The sequence below is a fragment of the Pseudomonas sp. 478 genome (assembly GCF_003254125.1).
Classification (GTDB): Bacteria; Pseudomonadota; Gammaproteobacteria; order Pseudomonadales; family Pseudomonadaceae; genus Aquipseudomonas.
Window position 1 is genome coordinate 1 of sequence record NZ_QKZG01000020.1, and the last position, 17,509, is coordinate 17,509.

Consider the following 17,509-nt stretch of genomic DNA (forward strand, 5'->3'; position numbering starts at 1 on the left):
GGCCATCGGCACCAGCGATTATGTGGACCTGACCTCACAAACGGCCGGCAAGGCGGTGAAGTTCACCGTGCTCAAACAGTACGTGACGAACAATCGGGATGGCACCCTGAGCATTGATTACCTCATCACGCGCGACGGTGTGACCTTGGGGCATTCGTTCAAGCGGGATCTGCGGGTGCGTGCGCAGCTGGCGCTAAAACCGCCGAGCGTGAAAGAAGCCCCGGGCGACACGCTGAACCCGATTGCGGCCAGGGACAGCTTGACCGTGGTCGTGCCTCAGGGCGAACTGCTGCCCACCGACCAGTTGAGCGTGACCTGGACCGGCGCCGCCGGCACCCCGGCCGGCGGCTCGCACACCACCCCGCCAGCCCCGATCAGCACCATTGGTCTGGAGGTCCCGATTCCCACCAGTGTGGTGGCCTTCAACTTCGGCAAGTCGGTGGTGGTGACCTACACGGTGACTCGCGACGGCACAGCCTATCCACCCTCGCAACCGCTGAACCTCACCGTGCAGGCCATCCCCAACCAGGACGGTGCATTGCCAATGCCGGCCATCGAAGGGGCGGTGGGCAACGAGCTCAACATCGGCACCCTGATCGGCACCGAAAACCTGCGCATCGCCGCCTGGCCGCTTCAGCTCTCGGGCCAGCGGGTCTGGCTGCGTTATGACGGGACCGACACCGCCGGTGACGCGACAGACGAGATTGTCTGGACCGGCCAGCCCCACAACAAAACAGGCGAGCTGGTGACCCTGGCCCCCCACGCCTGGCTGAAAACGCTGAAGGACGGCACCGACCTGAAGGTGACCTTCCGGGTCAACTTCGACAAGGTGTCGAACGCCGCCACGGCGGTGACCTTTCCGATACGCACGTACACGGTCAGGGAACTGGCCCTGATCAAACCGACATTGGATTCGGTCAAGGGCTCGCCGAGTGGGCAAGAGATTCCTGACAACGGCTATACCGTGGAAACCGCAGTGACCCTGAGCGGTACCGCCACCCAAGGCCTGGAAGTCGAAGTGTTTGACGGCGCCACCTCCAGAGGCAAAGCCACGGCTAACGCGACCACGGGGATCTGGACGCTCTCGGTCTCGGGGCTGAGCGAGACTGCGCACCGTTTCACCGCCAAGGCGCAGTATGGCAGTGGTGAAGTGTCGGGCGCGCGGGCGATCAACGTCACGGCGCTCATCAAGCCGACGCTGGACAAAGTGGCGGACGCCGGCGGCCAGGACATTCCGGAAGCCGACACCACCATCAGCACCACCCTGACCCTGAGCGGCAAGGCGAGCAATGGCCAACGTGTCGAAATCTACGAGGGCAACGGAGCCGGTGCGGTGTCCCACGGGATCGCAACCGCCCACGCCACCACGGGCGACTGGCAACATCAGGTCACCCTGGCCCAAGGCGCTCGCCGGTTGTATGCCCAGTCGCGCTATCACAGCTCCACGGTCTATACCAATGTTCGCCACTTGACCATCGTGCCGGATGTGGCACCGACCCTCACCTCGGTCAAGGGCTCGCCAAGCGGGGTGGAGATTCCCAACGGCGACACCACGGTGGAGACTGCGGTCACCCTGAGTGGTACGGCGAGCAAGGGGCAGAAGGTCGAAGTATTCGACGGGGCCACCTCCAAAGGTCAAGCTTCGGCGGACAAGAGTACCGGTGTCTGGTCGCTGCTGGTGTCGGGGCTGAGCGAGACGGTGCACCGTTTCAAGGCCAAGGCGCTGTATGGCAGTGGGGTGGAATCGGCAGAACGAACCTTTACCGTTGAAGCGGATGCGGACGCACCGGTCTTCACCAACGGACCTTATGCCATCCAGCCAGGAGGAACCTTCAAGGACATCATCCTGAGTTTGCAGACCGGTAGCGGGACACCTGTTCCGAACGCGGATATCACGCTGGTTCTGCCGGCTGGTTTTACCTATGCCGATGGTGCCAGTGGATCACGAGTTTTCAGGACTGGTACGGATGGATTGGCGACAATCAGTGGAGTGAAAGGCCCTGGGGCACCGGGTAGCCATAACGTGACGGCGACCTATCGCAGCAAAACGGCGACGGCGAGACTGGCGATTGTTGGGGTGATTGGGACGATTTCTGGTTTTACGATGCCAAACCGCCTTGCCAATAGTCAGAATGGTCAATATGTCTTTGTTAGTAACGCCTATGGAAACTCGATCTCGGTTATAGACACCGCTAAACTTTCGGTGATTAAGACTATTAATGTCGGGTCAAACCCACAGGGAATTGCCTGTAGCCCAAACGGCGCGTTCGTCGTTGTTTGTAATTATGGTAGCAGTTTGGTCTCAATCATAGATGCCGTGAATCTAGTAGGGCTCAGGACCATTCCTGTGTCGGGGGCATTCAAGGCCGCATTCAGTCATGACGGTACCCTCGTCTTTGTAACCGGCTTTTCCGGCAGCTACGTTACGGTTATAAACACCGCGACTTGGACAGTGATCAAGACAATTTACCCAGGGAGCACATCTGATGGCATCGCTAGAAGTATTGACGGCACTCACATGTTTGTCGCAAACACTTATTCATCCTCGGTCGCAGTTATAAGTGTGGCGGATCTAGAGGTGATCAATACCATCAATAATGTTGGAGAACGTCCTGCTGGGGTTACTTGCGCCGGTGGTCACGTCTTTGTCTCTGATGGTGCTTCGAGCATAGTCACACGCATAGACGCAGCAAGCTTTACGGTAGTTGACACACTAAATCTCGGGGGGGGGGCGACGGATATCACTACGAGTCCAGACGGATCCTGCGTCTTTGTCTCCAAATCGAATTCGGACACGATCGCGGTCATAGACGCCGCGAGTTTTACGCTGCGAATGAGCATTGCAGGAATTCGAACCCCTTACGGATTGTCTAGCAGTCCGGACGGTTCCCGCATATTTGTTTGTAATGGCCCAGCCAATACCGTCTCGGTTATCACTGTAGGATAAGTCGAGACAAATAGATTGTTGTAACTTCCAAAGCTGGTAATAGGCCACGATAGTAATCGTGGTCTGTTACCGGAGTCCTAAGGATTACGAGAGATTGATCCGCAAAACGGACGGACCTTTAAGGCCGTCTGTTTTTTGAAAACTAGGGACAGACCACGATATATCTCATGGTCTGTCACTTTAAAAAAAGAAGACGCATTTATTTGCCATCACCCCGACCGCGCACGAAGGCCAGGCCGACAAGGGCGGCACCCCTTACATCCCGTATCCGCTGAACGTCATGTTGCGGGTCAACACGCTGGAAGAACGCATCGTCGCGGTGCTGCATGACGTGGTCGAGGACTGCGGCATCAGCCTTGATGACCTGCGCAAGGAAGGCTTCAGCGAAGCCGTTCTGACCGCCATCGAGTCGGTCACCAACGTGCCGGGCGAGTCCTATGAAACCTTCGTCGAGCGCGCGGCGCAGAACCCGATAGGCCGGGTGGTGAAACTGGCGGACCTGGAAGAGAACAGCGACTTGTCGCGAATCGCGCAACCGTCGTGGGAAGACCTGGAACGCGTTGAAAAATATCGGCGGGCGATTGGCGTGTTGCGTTCCTGACGAGCCGAATAAATAGATCTGTCCCATTTCCTTCCGGATCGCCCTCTCCCTGGCAGGAGAGGGCGGGTGCCAGCCTCAGGTGTGATGAATTTCCCGATCCTTGGTTTCCGGCAGGAAGAACGTGCCAAGAATGGCCGTCATCACAGCGATGACAATCGGGTACCACAGCCCGTAGTAGATATCACCCGTGGCCGCGACCATGGCGAACGCCACCGTGGGCAGAAAGCCGCCGAACCATCCGTTGCCGATGTGGTAGGGCAGCGACATCGAGGTGTAGCGGATGCGCGCCGGGAAAAGTTCCACCAGCCAGGCGGCGATCGGGCCGTAGACCATGGTCACGTAGATCACCAGGATGGTCAGGAGCAGCACCATCATCGGGTAGTTGGTCTTGGCCGGGTCGGCCTTCTCGGGGTAGCCGGCCTCCTTGAGCGCGGTGCCGAGGGTGGCGGCGAAGGTGTCGTTCTTGACCTTGAAGTCGGCACCCGGCATGCCGGTGCCCTCGAAACTCGGGATCACCTTGTCGCCGATGCGGACCTGCGCGACGGTGCCCGGTTCGGCTTTCACGTTCTTGTAGGGAATGGCCTTCTTCGCCAGCACCGTCTTGGCGAGGTCGCAGGAACTGGTGAATTTGGCCTTGCCCACCGGGTCGAACTGGAACGAGCACTGGCCGGGATCGGCGACCACCGTGACCGGGTTCTTCTCCTGCGCGATGAACACGTCGGGGTTACCGTATTGGGTCAACGCATGGAAGATCGGGAAGTAGGTCACTGCCGCCAGGATGCAGCCGGCCATGATGATCCCCTTGCGGCCGATGCGGTCGGACAGGCTGCCGAATATGACGAAGAACGGTGTGCCGATCAGCAGGGAGCCGGCAATCAACAGGTTGGCGGTCTGCGGTTCGATCTTCAGCGTCTGCAACAGGAAGAACAGCGCGTAGAACTGCCCGGTGTACCAGACGACGGCCTGGCCGGCAGTGCCGCCGAGCAAGGCCATGATCACGATCTTGAGGTTTTCCCAGCGGGCGAAGGATTCGGTCAGCGGCGCCTTGGACGACTTGCCTTCTTCCTTCATTCTCAAGAACACCGGTGACTCGCTGAGTTGCAAGCGGATGTACACCGAGACGATCAACAGCAGGATCGACAGCAGGAACGGAATCCGCCAGCCCCAGGCCTCGAACGCTTCGGTGCCGAGAATGGTTCGGCAGGCGAGGATCACCAGCAGCGAAAGGAACAGCCCAAGGGTTGCAGTGGTTTGAATCCACGAGGTGAAGTAGCCGCGTTTGCCTTTCGGCGCATGCTCGGCCACGTAGGTCGCCGCGCCGCCGTACTCACCGCCCAGGGCCAGGCCTTGCAGCAGGCGCAGGCTGATCAGGATGATCGGTGCCGCCACGCCGATGGTCGCGTAGCCGGGCAAAAAGCCCACCACGGCGGTGGAGATACCCATGATCACGATGGTGATGAGAAAGGTGTGTTTGCGTCCGATCATGTCCCCCAGTCGGCCAAACACGATGGCGCCGAAGGGACGGACCGCGAAGCCCGCGGCGAACGCGAGCAGCGCGAAGATGAAGGACGTTGTCTCATTGACGCCGGCGAAGAAGTGCTTGGCAATGATCGCCGCGAGAGACCCATAAAGGTAGAAGTCGTACCACTCGAACACGGTGCCCAGGGACGAGGCAAAGATGACCTTGCGCTCCTCCTTGGTGATCCCGTGGTGGGGCGCGCTGCCCGTGGAAGTGTTGTCGATTGCGGCCATGAGTCTTCTCCGTCGTTCTTGTTATAGGCCGGAGTACCTCGTTACCTTTTTGCCGCACCCAGGCCCTGGGGCTGATGTCGTCGGATTACGGATTGCGCGAAGCATGCACACAGGCTGACGGCCTCGCATTGCTGCAAGGTTTCTTGAAGCATAATCGGCTTCTCGCAGATATCCACTCGCCATCAAGTTCACCCCAAGGCCGATTCCCCAATGTGAGCCGCATCGCGCCCCCGCGCATCAATGGTTGCGGGCAATTGTTTTCTGAATGAGATCTGTGCAAACCGGCCCTGTAGGAGCAAAGCTTGCTCGCGATGCTGTTGGCGTTCTCGAGGGCCCCATCGCGGGCAAGCCATGCTCCTACAGATGATGTGCGCGTCACTTAATGTGGGCGCGTCTTGATCACGTACCCGTAGGCTCGAATACGATCACCTTCCTGTTTCAAGTACACGCCCTGCAGTTCCGGCGTGAAGCCAGGCAGTGAGTTGATACCTTCTTCCAGCGCCAGGAAATACTTGAGCACCGCACCGCCCCATATTTCCCCGGGCACCAGGCAGAGCACGCCGGGTGGATAGGGAAGCGCACCTTCGGCAGCGATGCGACCCTGCGCGTCGGCCAGCGGCACCAGTTCGACATTGCCACGGATGAATTCGAACTGCGCTGCTTGCGGGTTCATGGCCTTTTTCGGGAAGTGTTCCTTGCGGAACATTGCCTTCTGCAATTGCTGGACGTTGTGGGTGCGGTAGAGGTCGTGCATCTCCTGGCAGAGTTGACGAATGGTGTAGTTGCGATAGCGCTCCTCGTGCTGCGCATAGATGGCTGGCAACACCCGGCTCATCGGCGCGTCATCACTGATGAAGCGTTCAAAGCGCGCGATCTGTGAGGCGAGATGCGTCATCTTCGCCCAGTCTTCGGCCGGGGTGAGCAGGAACAGAATCGAGTTCAGGTCGCACTTTTCCGGAACGATGCCATTTTCGCGCAGGAAGTTGGCGAGGATGCCGGCATGGATACCGAAGTCGGTGTAACTGCCATCGACCGGGTCGATGCCGGGCGTGGTGAACAGCAACTTGCAGGGGTCGATGAAGTATTGCTTGTCGGCGTAACCGCTGAAGGCATGCCAGCGATCCTTCGGATGGAATTCGAAAAAGCGGATGTCTTTGGCGATGTCTTCAGTGGGATGGTCCTGCCAGGGGCGACCGTCAATGGTGTCCGGCACGAAGGGGCGAACCATGGTGCACGCTTCCAGAATCAACTTGCGCGCGTCGATGCCGAACTTCACACAGTCTTCCCACAGGCGCAGGCCACTGCGACCGGAATGGATGCGCGCGTTCACATCCAGTGAGGCGAACAGCGGGTAAAACGGGCTGGTGGAGGCTTGGGCCATGAAGGCGTTGTTCAGCTGCGCATGGCTGCAATAACGGGCCTGGCCCTTGATATGGCGATCTTTCTTGTGGATCTGCGACGCCTGGGAAAACCCCGCCTGCTGTTTGTGTACCGATTGCGTGACAAAGATGCCGGGGTCGTTCTCGTGCAGATCCAGCAGCAGCGGCGAGCAGTCCTTCATCATCGGGATGAACTGTTCATAGCCCACCCACGCCGAGTCAAACAGGATGTAGTCGCACAGTTTGCCGATGCGATCGACGACCTGTCTGGCGTTGTAGACGGTGCCGTCATAGGTGCCCAGCTGAATGATCGCCAGACGAAACGGCCGCGGCAGCTCGGCCTTGTCCGGTGCGACTTCGCAGATGAGTTCGCGCAGGTAGCCTTCTTCGAAACAATGGGCGTCAATTCCGCCGATGAACCCATAAGGGTTGCGCGCGGTTTCCAGGTAAACCGGGGTAGCCCCGGCCTGGATCAACGCACCCTGGTGATTGGATTTGTGGTTGTTGCGGTCGAACAGCACCAGATCGCCTGGCGTGAGCAACGCGTTGGTGACCACTTTGTTGGAGGCCGATGTGCCATTGAGCACGAAGTAGGTCTTGTCGGCGTTGAACACCTGCGCCGCGTGTTTTTGCGCCAGAAGGGCCGGGCCTTCATGGATCAGTAAATCGCCGAGCTTGATGTCGGCGTTGCACACGTCCGCGCGAAACAGGGTCTCGCCGAAGAAGTCGAAGAACTGCCGGCCAGCCGGGTGTTTGCGGAAAAACTGGCCGCCCTGGTGACCCGGGCAGGCGAACGTAGCGTTGGCCGATTCGGTGTAGTGCTTGAGCGCATCGAAGAACGGCGGCAGCAGACTTTCTTCATAGGCTTTTGCCGCGGTCTCCAATTGGTTGCCATGGTATTCGGCGTTGTTGCGTGAGGGGTCAAAAATGCCATTCACCTGAAGCAGAACATCTTGCAGGTGCTGGTAGACGTCCCGGGCGCGGTTGCCGGAACCGGGGGAGGCGACGAGAAAAATGGGGATATCAAAACCGGTACGCTGCAGGGCGTCCAGGGCGCCCGTCATCACATCTTCCACAGAGAACACCGCAACCGCGACATCGGTGTAGTCAGTTTGATTGAGCGCAATGACTTCTCGGGAGGTGTGGAAACAATCGAACGCGGAATCACTGGCGGCAATTTTCAGGGCTGCTTTCATGCGGGGGAAATCTCCTGGCGGACAGTCACTTGTCGGCTTTTTTCAAGAGATCAATTTAGCGAGGGCGCCTTCAAGGTTCCCTGATCCAAATCATGTGGACCCCTGGTTTAGACCCTGTTGGGAAGGATTACGGCTTTTCTACCGGCTTTTGCCAAGGACTGCCGACAGGCGTTCGACCACTTCTGCCTCGGCAACCCCTTGGCTTTTGCTGATCAGGCGTGCCCCAACGCAATGGCAAACGAGACCACGATCATGCAGGCAAAGGCAAAATTTAGATTCATGAAGTTTTCATCCAAAACATGTGTGATGGCGCCATCTTGAATAGGTCACAAACAAATAAAAAATTCGGCTTCATGATTTGAATCATCGAAACAATTGATAGCTGGCTGGTTTGTGTTTATCCCGTGCTTTGGCTAGTCTCGCACAAACACGCAATTACACGCAAAAGCGGGCAAAAACATGCACGATTCACATTCAGCCTCCGAACTCCCTCATCTGCGCCGGCAAAAAATCCTGTTGATTCTCGAACGTGACGGCAAGGTCATGGCGGGCGAGTTGAGCCAGCATTTCGCGGTGTCCGAAGACACCATTCGCCGTGATCTGGCGGAACTGGCGACCGCCGGGCTGGTGCAGCGGGTGCACGGCGGGGCGTTGCCGCGGCCCAAGGACACCGGCAAGGACTATTTCACCCGGGTCAGCGAAACCGATGAGGTGAAAACCCACCTGGCGCAACTCGCCGCACGCCAGGTACACAACGGCCAGATTGTGATTTTCGATTCGGGGAGCACGACGCTGCAGATCGCCCGATCGCTACCTTTGGACATTGCAATCACGGCCGTCACCGCCTCGCCGATGATCGCGATCACCCTGGCCGAATACAAAGGCATCACGGTGATTCTGGCCGGCGGACAACTCAACCCCGCGACCATGTCGGCCAGCGGGCATGAAACCCTGCGGCTGATCGAGGGCATCAAGGCTGATCTGCTGTTCACGGGCGTCTGTGCGATTCACCCGGAAGTCGGCATCAGCTCCCTGCATTTCGACGAGGTGCCGGTCAAACAGGCAATGCTCGCCAGCGCCTCCCATGTCGTAGCCGTCACCACCGCCGACAAACTGGGGGCGGTGGAGCCGTTCGTGGTCGCGCCGTGTCAGCGCATTCATACCCTGATCACCGAGCGCCACGTGGCGTCGGGCAATGTCGAGGACTATCAGAAACTCGGGATTGAAGTGGTGCAGGTGGAGGCGTGAAGTGCGTCATGCTTCAACCCCCGGTCACCGGCGGAAAAAAGGCGTTTCACCCGGGTCCGCGCCCGGGCGATTGCTCGGCCGGTGCGCGGTGACACCGTCGGCCCAGATGCCGCTGCCTGCCCCTTCAGCGAATTGTTCTGAAACCGAAAATCCCCTGTGGGAGCGGGCTTGCTCGCGAAGAGGTCGGCACATCCAACATTGATGTCAACTGACTGACCGCTTTCGCGAGCAAGCCCGCTCCCACAGGTTCTGCGTCTACTGGCATGTGCCAATGCCCGGCGAATCATCGAGCCCATCAGCTCAACACATAGTCCACCGGTTCCAGCGGCGGCGGCAGTTGTGTCACGCCCAGTGCCGCCAGCACATCTCGTTCGATGCTGCGCACCAGTGCATCGGTGGGCAGGTCGTTTTCATCGCGACCGAACGGGTCTTCCAACTCATCGCCAATCGCGTCCAGACCGAAAAAGGTATAGCTGACAATGGCGGTGAAAATCGGTGTCAGCCAGCCCAGTGGCTCGGCCATCGCGAAGGGCAGCAAAATGCAGAACAGGTAGATGGTCCGGTGCAGCAACAAGGTGTAGGGGAAGGGCAGTGGCGTGTATTTGATTCGCTCACAAACGGCTTGGGCCTGGGTCAGGCGGGTCAAATGGTTGGCCATGAGCGTGTAGCGCCATTCATTGATCGCGCCTGACTCGGCGAGTGCCGAACACTGTTGACCGACCTGCAGCAGAATCTGCCCGCTGATATCCGCCACGTTGTCCTTGGGCATCGGGTTCAGCCATTCACCACTGGCCGCCAGTTCGTCTTCTTTGCGCAGCTTTGCATTGAGCGCATGGGCGAAGCCGCAGAGGTTGCTGAGGATATGGTGTCGCTCGTTCGCGTCCTTGATGACCTGGGTTTCGCGCACCATCGAGCGAACATCCACCAGCATGTCGCCCCAGGCTTTGCGCGCTTCATACCAGCGGTCGTAGCAGGCGTTGTTGCGAAAGCTCATGAAGATCGACAACGACAAACCCAGCAGGGTGAAGGGCGTTGCACTGACCTTGGAAAAATAGCTCGGGTGCAAGGTTTCGATGAGCACGATGGCTGAGGCGAGCAGCGTCACCAGAAGACTGCGCCAGGCAATTCGTTTGGCGATCGAGCCCTTGAGTGACGTCAGGACGCCGATCAGATTGGGTTTGGGTCTAACGATCATGGTGTTCAGCCGCCCGTCATGTTCATGAAGCGAACCACCTGGACCTCGTCGTTCACTTCGAAAGTGTGCCGATAGGGTTTGAGTTTCATCGCCTCGATGATGGCTTTTTCCAGGCGCTCGGGATGGCCGGGATGGCTGCGCAATACGGCCTTGAGGTCGACAGCGTGCTCATTGCCCAGGCACAGCAGCAGACGACCTTCCACCGTCAACCGGACCCGATTGCAGGTGCCACAAAAGTTGTGGCTGTGGGGGGAAATGAACCCCAGGCGAATCTGCGGTGCCTCGGCCAGGCGCCAGTAGCGCGACGGGCCTTGGGTCGACTCGGCGGACTCGATCAATGTGTAGCGCTCGGCGATCCGTTCGCGTACCTGGCTGCTTGCGTAAAACGACTCCGCGCGGCTGTGTTCTTGGATGGTGCCCAGGGGCATTTCTTCGATGAAAGAAATGTCGAGATGTCGGTCGATGGCAAAGCTCACGAGGTCGTTGATCTCGTGGTCGTTACGGCCCTTCATCACCACGCAATTGAGTTTGGTATGGCGAAATCCCGCGGCGTTGGCCGCGTCGATGCCGTTGATGACCTGCGCCAGATCGCCGGTGCGCGTCAGTTCACGAAAGCGTTGCGGGTCCAGGCTGTCGAGGCTGATGTTGAGCCGTTTGACCCCGGCCTCGAACAAGGGCGCTGCAAGTTTGCCCAGCTGAGACCCGTTGGTGGTCATGCACAGTTCACGCAGGCCGGGCAGGGCGGCGATCTTTTCGCACAGCTGCACCACCCCCGGACGGATCAGCGGTTCGCCGCCCGTGAGGCGGATCTTGCGGGTGCCCAACGCCACGAAGCTTTCGGCCAGTTGATAGATTTCTTCCAGGGTCAGTACCCGTTGGCGGGGCAGAAACTGCATGTCTTCAGCCATGCAATACACGCAACGGAAATCGCAGCGGTCAGTGACAGACATCCGCAGATAGTCCACACGCCTGGCGAACCCATCGATCAAGACTCGCTCTGACATGACATTCTCGCCTGCTTCCGTGAAATGAGTATTCCGCTATCCCCGGAATTGTTGTGCGCAGACTAAGAGCAACTTTAGAGGGGCGTCCAATCACTATTAATGACCGGCTGATCGACAGGCTCGATGAAGGATTTTATTGCAAAAAAAAACCGGAGCCCCATGACAGGGCTCCGGTTTTTTCTATCGGCGTTCTGAACTTATTGCGCCCCGAACATCGCCGTCCAGTAAATCCCCGGATCACTCTTCGGATCAACCGCATAGGCCGCGCCCAACTCCCGGTACTGTGGGTTCATCAGGTTCGCGCAGTGACCGGCGCTGGACACCCAGCCTTCGACCACCTTACGCACGGTGTCCTGGCCGGCAGCGATGTTCTCGCCGACCTGCCCGCCGCCGTAACCGGCCAATTCAGCCCGGTCACCCGGCATGCGGCCATCGCGGTCCTTGTGATCGAAGTAATTGTTGTTGGCCATTGAGCGGGCGTGCTCCTCGGCCGCCGTCGCCAGCGCGGCGTTCCAGGCCAGTGGCGTGGTGGCGGCAAAAGATTGCGTGCCGCACTGGCGCGGCTGGCTGCGTACGATGTTGAGCTCAGCCAGCAGCTTCTGGCCTTCCGCCTGCCAGTCGCCCAGGCGAGCGCTCAACAGTGGACGCGCCAGAACGATGCGCCATTCGCGGTCCTGGTGGCTGACGCCGACATCGACGAATTGCGGGTCCAGCACGATCTGGCAAAAGCTTTCCTGAATCGCTTTCATCGCTGATGGCGCATCACGCGGCCCGGACAGGCTGATCGCCTGTACATTCTTCATCGGATAACCCGCGCTGGCCATTGCCTGCTGCAGATTGCCGACGCTGTTGGCGTTCAGCGCCAACCGTGGGTCGCCGGCCAGCGGTGGCAGCTCCTGCGATACCTGACCTGCGCAGCGCTGCACCTGGCTGCGGTAGAGGTTGATCGAATCAATCAGTTGTTTCTCGTCGGCCGCCAATGCATTCGCGGCGAACAACATCCCCAGTGACAACGTGGCAAGACGCATGGCAGATGATTTGAAGCGCATGGAAATCCCCTTGAGCTGACTGCGCCCATGATGCGCGATTTCACCCCCGCGAGCGCAATGACTTTTCACGCCCGACGACAGTTTTTTTGTCCGTCTGTTGGAATCAATTCTGGCAACTACAATCAAGCAAAGTCGCCAGTTCGGCGTACTTGCGGTTCCGTCCGAAGGGTCGATCATGCGAGTTGTCTGGATAGTCACCTGCTTGGCAATAACCCTTTTCGCCGGCCAGGCCATCGCGTCTGAGCAGGAGCAAAAAAAGGAAATGGCTGAGGACAAGGCCGAGGTCCTGGAACAAAAAGCCGCGGAGAAGGGCACCGAAGTCCCGGTGCCCAAGTCCGAAACCATCACCACCTCTGAAGTTCAGGCCGTCGATCCCGCCGGCGCGTCGCCGCTGGACGATGCAATCACCTGTCTGTCCCGCTCCATCTATTGGGAGTCCAAAGGCAAATCGTCCGCCGACATGGAAGCCGTCGCCAGCGTCGTCATGAACCGCCTGGGCCATGAGGGCTTTCCGGACACGGTATGCGCCGTGGTCAAGCAGGGTTCTGAAAGCAAAAATTGTCAGTTTTCGTGGTGGTGTGATGGACGCTCGGATCAGGTCCAGGAAGAAACCCAATACGCGATGGCCAAGGAAATCGCGCGCAAAGCGCTCAACAAGCAACTGAACGACCGAACCCATGGCGCGATGTATTTCCACGACAGGAAAGTGAAACCTGCCTGGGCGAGGAAATACATCAAGACCGCCGAGACCTCGATGTTTCTTTTTTACAAGCCGCGGAGTGGGACGGCGAAGTAGGAGGGCGCTTTTTGCCAGCGTCGTTCAAGTAGCAAAGGCTGCAAGCTTGTTCCCAACCTCCGTTTTTTTACGGCTCATGCCAGCAGCTTGTCCGCCGGTTGCTCCTCGCCGATGCCGGAAAGTGATTTTCCAGAACGACCTGATATCAACGTCTGGATGGCTACTGGTCTTCAGAAACCTCCTTCCAACTGTCATCCGGATCAAAGCGTTTCATTGCCTTCGCCAGTTTTTCGCCATTGGGGCCAAGGTCTTTCTCAAACACCTGTCCCTCATGACTGATCATGAAACTCATCACCCCGGTGTCATCATATTTTGCCGGCCAGGCGATCAGGGCAAAGCCTCGGCTCATTTTGTCGCCGATGCGGTAGCTGTAGGCGCCACCTGGTGCCGACGGACCTTGGGCATCAAGGATGCGGAAGTGGTAACCATGCCAGTCTTCGTCGTTGATGGCTTTGCCGAACAACGGCCCCAACGGACTGATCTGACCGCTGTCGTCGTCCGCCCAATAGAGGCCGTCATGCTTGCCGGGGGTGCTGAAGATTTTCTGCGCATATTCAAGTGCGCCGTCCCCGTCACGATCCACTGAGGCATAGTCCATCTGAGCATCGTGATAGGTCAGCGCCGCTTGCACGGCGTCCAGTTCGTTGCGGCCGATGCGACGGGCACGGATTTCGACGCCGGCGACCTTCATGTCGAAGTGCCAGCCGTTCGTACCTTTTGTCATGGGGATAGGCAGTGTCCAGTGGTCACTGCCGACTGCCAGGATCGCCTTGCGCTCGCTGGGTTTTTCAATCTGGTGCTGCTCGTGATACTGCTTCAAAAACGCCTCCACATCACTGCTCTGCACGCCTTCGCGGGGAATGTAAGTGCGCCAGTCATCGCCCAGCAGCTCTGTCAGGCGTACCTGATCGGGCTTTCCTGTACCCAAGGCCTTGACGAACGCCTCAGCAGCTTCTTCCGGTGTTGGAAATGCCTCCTGTGCCGCTGCCATGCACGTCCACGCCAAGCCGGCCGTTATCGCCAGCAGGCCCGTGAGGATCTTCACTTGCAGAGAGTTGTTCACCGACGCCCCCCCCTTGAACGCGCCGGCATGGACGGCCGACTGATCTGGTGACCGGCCGACCGCGCGGCACTCGGGCGCTGGGTGGATGCCTGGCTGGTCCGGCCACGAAGTGCTTGTGCGTTGGACTGGGAAGGGGAGCGCGCGCCGGCGAAGGCATTGTCGCGGGCGCTGCCGCGACTGGCGGCCGGTTGCTTCTGCACAGTCTGGCGCGCCTGCGAAGAGTCTTTTGTGCGCTGATTCACCTGAGCGTTCTCTCTCCTGGGCTGCTGATTCTCACGGATGTTTTTGGCCGTGCCCTGGCTCCGGTCAGCCGTCCTCGGTCTGTCCGCACCGGCTTGCATCCGATTGCCGACCGAGGCATCGGACTGCGCCCTGCGCACTTGATCACGAGCCTGGCGGTTGCTGGTGGGAGGTCGTTCGATACCGCGTTTGTCCATTGAACTACGGGCATTTTCACGGGCCTGGGCGCGCTGGGCATCGTCCCCTCGATACGCCTCACGCTGATTGGCACCGTTGAGTTGTCGGCCGTATTGTCCACGGCTCCGGGAGTCTCGATAGGGAACGCCATCACGGTGAACGGCGTTGTGCTGCCACTTGTTTTGATTATTGGTGATCTGGTTGTTGCGATTGATGTTGTTGTAGCGATCGACGTCGATGTCGATGTCGTTATTGCCCCAGTCACAGTCTCCCCACAGCGAGCCGATGATCGCCACACCGGTCCCGAACGCCAATCCGGCCATCAGTGCCGAACCGGGGTAATAGGCGGGCGGCGGCGGGTAGTACGGGGGCGGCGACGCAGGGTAGGCCCAAGTGCCATAGGTGGTTGTCGGGTTATAAGCGGGTACGTACACCACCTGCGGATCGGCGGGCTGAATGATGATGGTCGACGTGCTGCTGGCAGGCGCGGGGGCGGGTGCCTGAGTTGTGGGTGCGGGTGCCGGTGTCGCAACATTCTGCACCGTCACGTTCTGGTACTGGTTGCTCTGAAGATTGCCTGCGGCTTGCGCCTGATGACGCAAGCGTTGCACGCCATCCATGAGATCGTCCGGCTGCGCGAGGAAGGCATCACCCAGGCGTTGTACCCAAACCGGGTCCTGTCCCAGCGTGGCCAGGACCTGCGGGAAGGCGACCAGTGCCTGCACGCTCGGATCCCACGGCTGGCTGGCCACTTGCTTGACCGCCTCGTCGCCCTTGGCGTCCGGGTGTGCCTTGGACCAGGTCACCGCCTCGGCGATTTCGCCGGGGTAGGTGCTCGCCATCAATACCTGCGCCAGCAACGGGTCCGGGTAAAGGGCGATGGGCGCCAGCATTTGGGCCAACTGCTCCTGCGTAAACACGGCATCCTTGGCCGGCGCCGTGACGGGCGCCGTTCCGGCAGGGGTTGTCGGGGCTGTATTCGTCGGGACAGGGGCGGTCGCGCCCGTGGTTTGCGCAAGGCACGCAGATCCGCTCAAGAACAGTGCAGCCGACATCGCGTAAAACAAAGGGATACGCATTGCTCCCTCCCTGTGATCAGGCAGGCGTGAAATGGGTGGATCAACGCCAAGGAGATGAAAGCCGGCTTTGCTAGCCGCAAACCTCAGCTTCGATGCCGTGGCTTAATGGTACATCACCAACCTAACGCCCAATGCTGTGGCACAAAGCCGAATATCGGTGCCGACGCTTTCACAGCGATTGGAGGCTGGCTTCGATGGTCGTAACCACACGGTTACGGCCTTCGTGTTTAGCGTGATACAGACGTTGATCGGCTGCACGCAGAATGGCGTCGATGGTGTCGCCGTCGCGGCCGGATTGCGCTACGCCGATGCTCACGGTGACCACGGTTAACCGCTGCAGGCCATGAAAAGAATTATTTGCAACGGTGCTTCGCAGACGCTCGGCGATTACGTGCGCGCCCTCAAGCGAAGTCTGCGGTAGCAGAATCATGAATTCTTCCCCGCCCACTCGGGCTACGCCGTCATACGGGCGGATCGAATCGAGGCATTTCTCCACGAAATCCTTGAGGATGTCATCGCCCACCTGATGCCCGAAGCGATCGTTGATGGACTTGAAATTATCCAGGTCGAGTGCCAACACGGAGAACGGCTCACCGCCACGCTTGGACCGGCCCATTTCGACTTCGACCCGCTCCATGAACCGACGCCGATTATCAGCACCCGTCAGGGGATCGGTGGCCGCAAGGTGCCCGAGTTCTTGATTGGTGCGCTGCAGTTCCTGCAGGGCGCTCTCGGCATAGGCCATCGCTTCGGCAAGCCGTACCATCAACTCCTCTTGACTGTAAATCTTTGAGAACGACCGCGTGGTGAGGAACGCTTGCACGACGCCATAGCTCAGCATGAAGAACCCGCCGGCGAAGATCGCATGAGCGAGCCACCACATGTGGTTCCACGGACGTGCAAGGATGAAGGCAAGCGATGACAGCGCGAACGCGGTGACCGAGACGACAAAAATCATCATCAGCGGCGAACGGATACGGCGCAGCAGGAGGATTACCACGGTCAATGCGGAAAGAATGAGGGCACCGCCTTCCATCGAGAGGCGCACCGCGAGATTACCGGCGATCGGTGAGTTCGCGACGTACGCCACTGCCACATCAACCAGCAGGAACAGTCCTATCCAGGCCAACCACGGGCGGGCCTTCATTCGTTGATCCGCGTCATCAGGCGGGCGGTGGTAAGACAGCATTCCGACTAACAGCAGAATCGACATGACCAGACGAGAGGCCGGTCCATACAGCAGGAAGAGCCAGATATTGTGGTGGGCTTGCCCGGTGAACGCACCATGCAACGCGTAGATCAGTACAAAACCGAGAAAACCTAGCGTCATCCATCGCAGCAGCGGGTCTCCCGATGACTGATAGCAGCGCCACGTGACGTAAGTCACAAACAAGCCCGCCAAGGTGGCTGCCGTGATCGCAATGATATGGAACAGGTGGTTCTCGAATGTAAGGGTGGGGTCTTGGAAGAAGTATAAATAGCCAATCAGATAGGCCGGAACAAACGCAAATCCTGCGAGCAGCAAGTAAGCATAAACCTTGACCATGAGGCGAACGGCTTCAGGTGGCTCGCCGCCGGCGATGAGATTGCTCATGGTTCCCTCCAATTTTGAATCTATTTAGTCAGCACCGGTCCGGTGTTGGCTCCAGAGACACCTACCTGCCAATGGTCCTTCGCCTCTTTACGCAGATAGGGGATGGACCGATCTATGGCAATTCAATATTAGACTCCCTCCCGATTTCTGCTGCGCAAGCAGGTAAAAATGTTCACGTGAACGCCTTTA

The 17,509-nt window shown here is 59.0% G+C and carries 12 protein-coding genes; 4 read left to right on the forward strand and 8 right to left on the reverse strand.

The genetic code is table 11. The features are described 5' to 3' along the window. The coding region (locus DFS28_RS28780; RefSeq protein ID WP_146604231.1) for a cytochrome D1 domain-containing protein at positions 1-2,947 on the forward strand (2,947 nt) is incomplete at its 5' end. 208 nt (positions 2,948-3,155) lie between these two features. Continuing rightward, positions 3,156-3,548, forward strand: coding sequence for an HD domain-containing protein (locus tag DFS28_RS28785; RefSeq protein ID WP_111452484.1), 393 nt, complete (start codon positions 3,156-3,158; stop codon positions 3,546-3,548). Between the two features lie 75 nt (positions 3,549-3,623). On the opposite strand, the gene DFS28_RS28790 is transcribed toward DFS28_RS28785, so the two are convergent. After that, positions 3,624-5,300, reverse strand: a complete 1,677-nt coding sequence (locus tag DFS28_RS28790; protein WP_111452485.1) for an MFS transporter — start codon at positions 5,298-5,300, stop codon at positions 3,624-3,626. A 379-nt stretch (positions 5,301-5,679) separates the two neighbouring features. Beyond that, a complete protein-coding gene (gene speF, locus DFS28_RS28795) occupies positions 5,680-7,875 on the reverse strand; it encodes an ornithine decarboxylase SpeF (protein WP_111452486.1) in 2,196 nt (731 codons plus the stop codon). A gap of 459 nt (positions 7,876-8,334) precedes the next feature. On the opposite strand from speF, the gene DFS28_RS28800 reads away from it, so the two are divergent. After that, entirely contained in the window at positions 8,335-9,123 is a 789-nt protein-coding gene (locus DFS28_RS28800) for a DeoR/GlpR family DNA-binding transcription regulator (RefSeq protein WP_111452487.1), read from the forward strand. Between the two features lie 295 nt (positions 9,124-9,418). Here DFS28_RS28800 and DFS28_RS28805 read toward each other — a convergent pair whose 3' ends face one another. From DFS28_RS28805 to DFS28_RS28815, 3 genes are all read right to left on the reverse strand, one after another. Continuing rightward, complete coding sequence (locus tag DFS28_RS28805) at positions 9,419-10,318, reverse strand: bestrophin family protein (RefSeq protein ID WP_111452488.1); 900 nt, start codon at positions 10,316-10,318, stop codon at positions 9,419-9,421. Between the two features lie 5 nt (positions 10,319-10,323). Then, positions 10,324-11,322, reverse strand: coding sequence for a GTP 3',8-cyclase MoaA (gene moaA, locus DFS28_RS28810; RefSeq protein WP_111452489.1), 999 nt, complete (start codon positions 11,320-11,322; stop codon positions 10,324-10,326). Positions 11,323-11,519: 197 nt separating this feature from the next. Continuing rightward, positions 11,520-12,371 carry a CAP domain-containing protein gene (locus tag DFS28_RS28815; RefSeq protein ID WP_111452490.1) on the reverse strand — a complete coding sequence of 284 codons (852 nt, stop codon included), beginning with the start codon at positions 12,369-12,371 and terminating at the stop codon, positions 11,520-11,522. Between the two features lie 175 nt (positions 12,372-12,546). On the opposite strand from DFS28_RS28815, the gene DFS28_RS28820 reads away from it, so the two are divergent. After that, complete coding sequence (locus DFS28_RS28820; RefSeq protein WP_111452491.1) at positions 12,547-13,167, forward strand: cell wall hydrolase; 621 nt, start codon at positions 12,547-12,549, stop codon at positions 13,165-13,167. Between the two features lie 160 nt (positions 13,168-13,327). On the opposite strand, the gene DFS28_RS28825 is transcribed toward DFS28_RS28820, so the two are convergent. The 3 genes from DFS28_RS28825 to DFS28_RS28835 all read right to left on the reverse strand — a co-directional run bounded on the left by DFS28_RS28825 (position 13,328) and on the right by DFS28_RS28835 (position 17,320). Further along, positions 13,328-14,158, reverse strand: a complete 831-nt coding sequence (locus tag DFS28_RS28825; RefSeq protein ID WP_178082238.1) for a DUF2950 domain-containing protein — start codon at positions 14,156-14,158, stop codon at positions 13,328-13,330. 68 nt (positions 14,159-14,226) lie between these two features. Then, entirely contained in the window at positions 14,227-15,726 is a 1,500-nt protein-coding gene (locus DFS28_RS28830) for a DUF3300 domain-containing protein (RefSeq protein WP_111452492.1), read from the reverse strand. 169 nt (positions 15,727-15,895) lie between these two features. Beyond that, entirely contained in the window at positions 15,896-17,320 is a 1,425-nt protein-coding gene (locus tag DFS28_RS28835) for a sensor domain-containing diguanylate cyclase (protein ID WP_111452493.1), read from the reverse strand. Between the last annotated feature and the right edge of the window lie 189 nt (positions 17,321-17,509).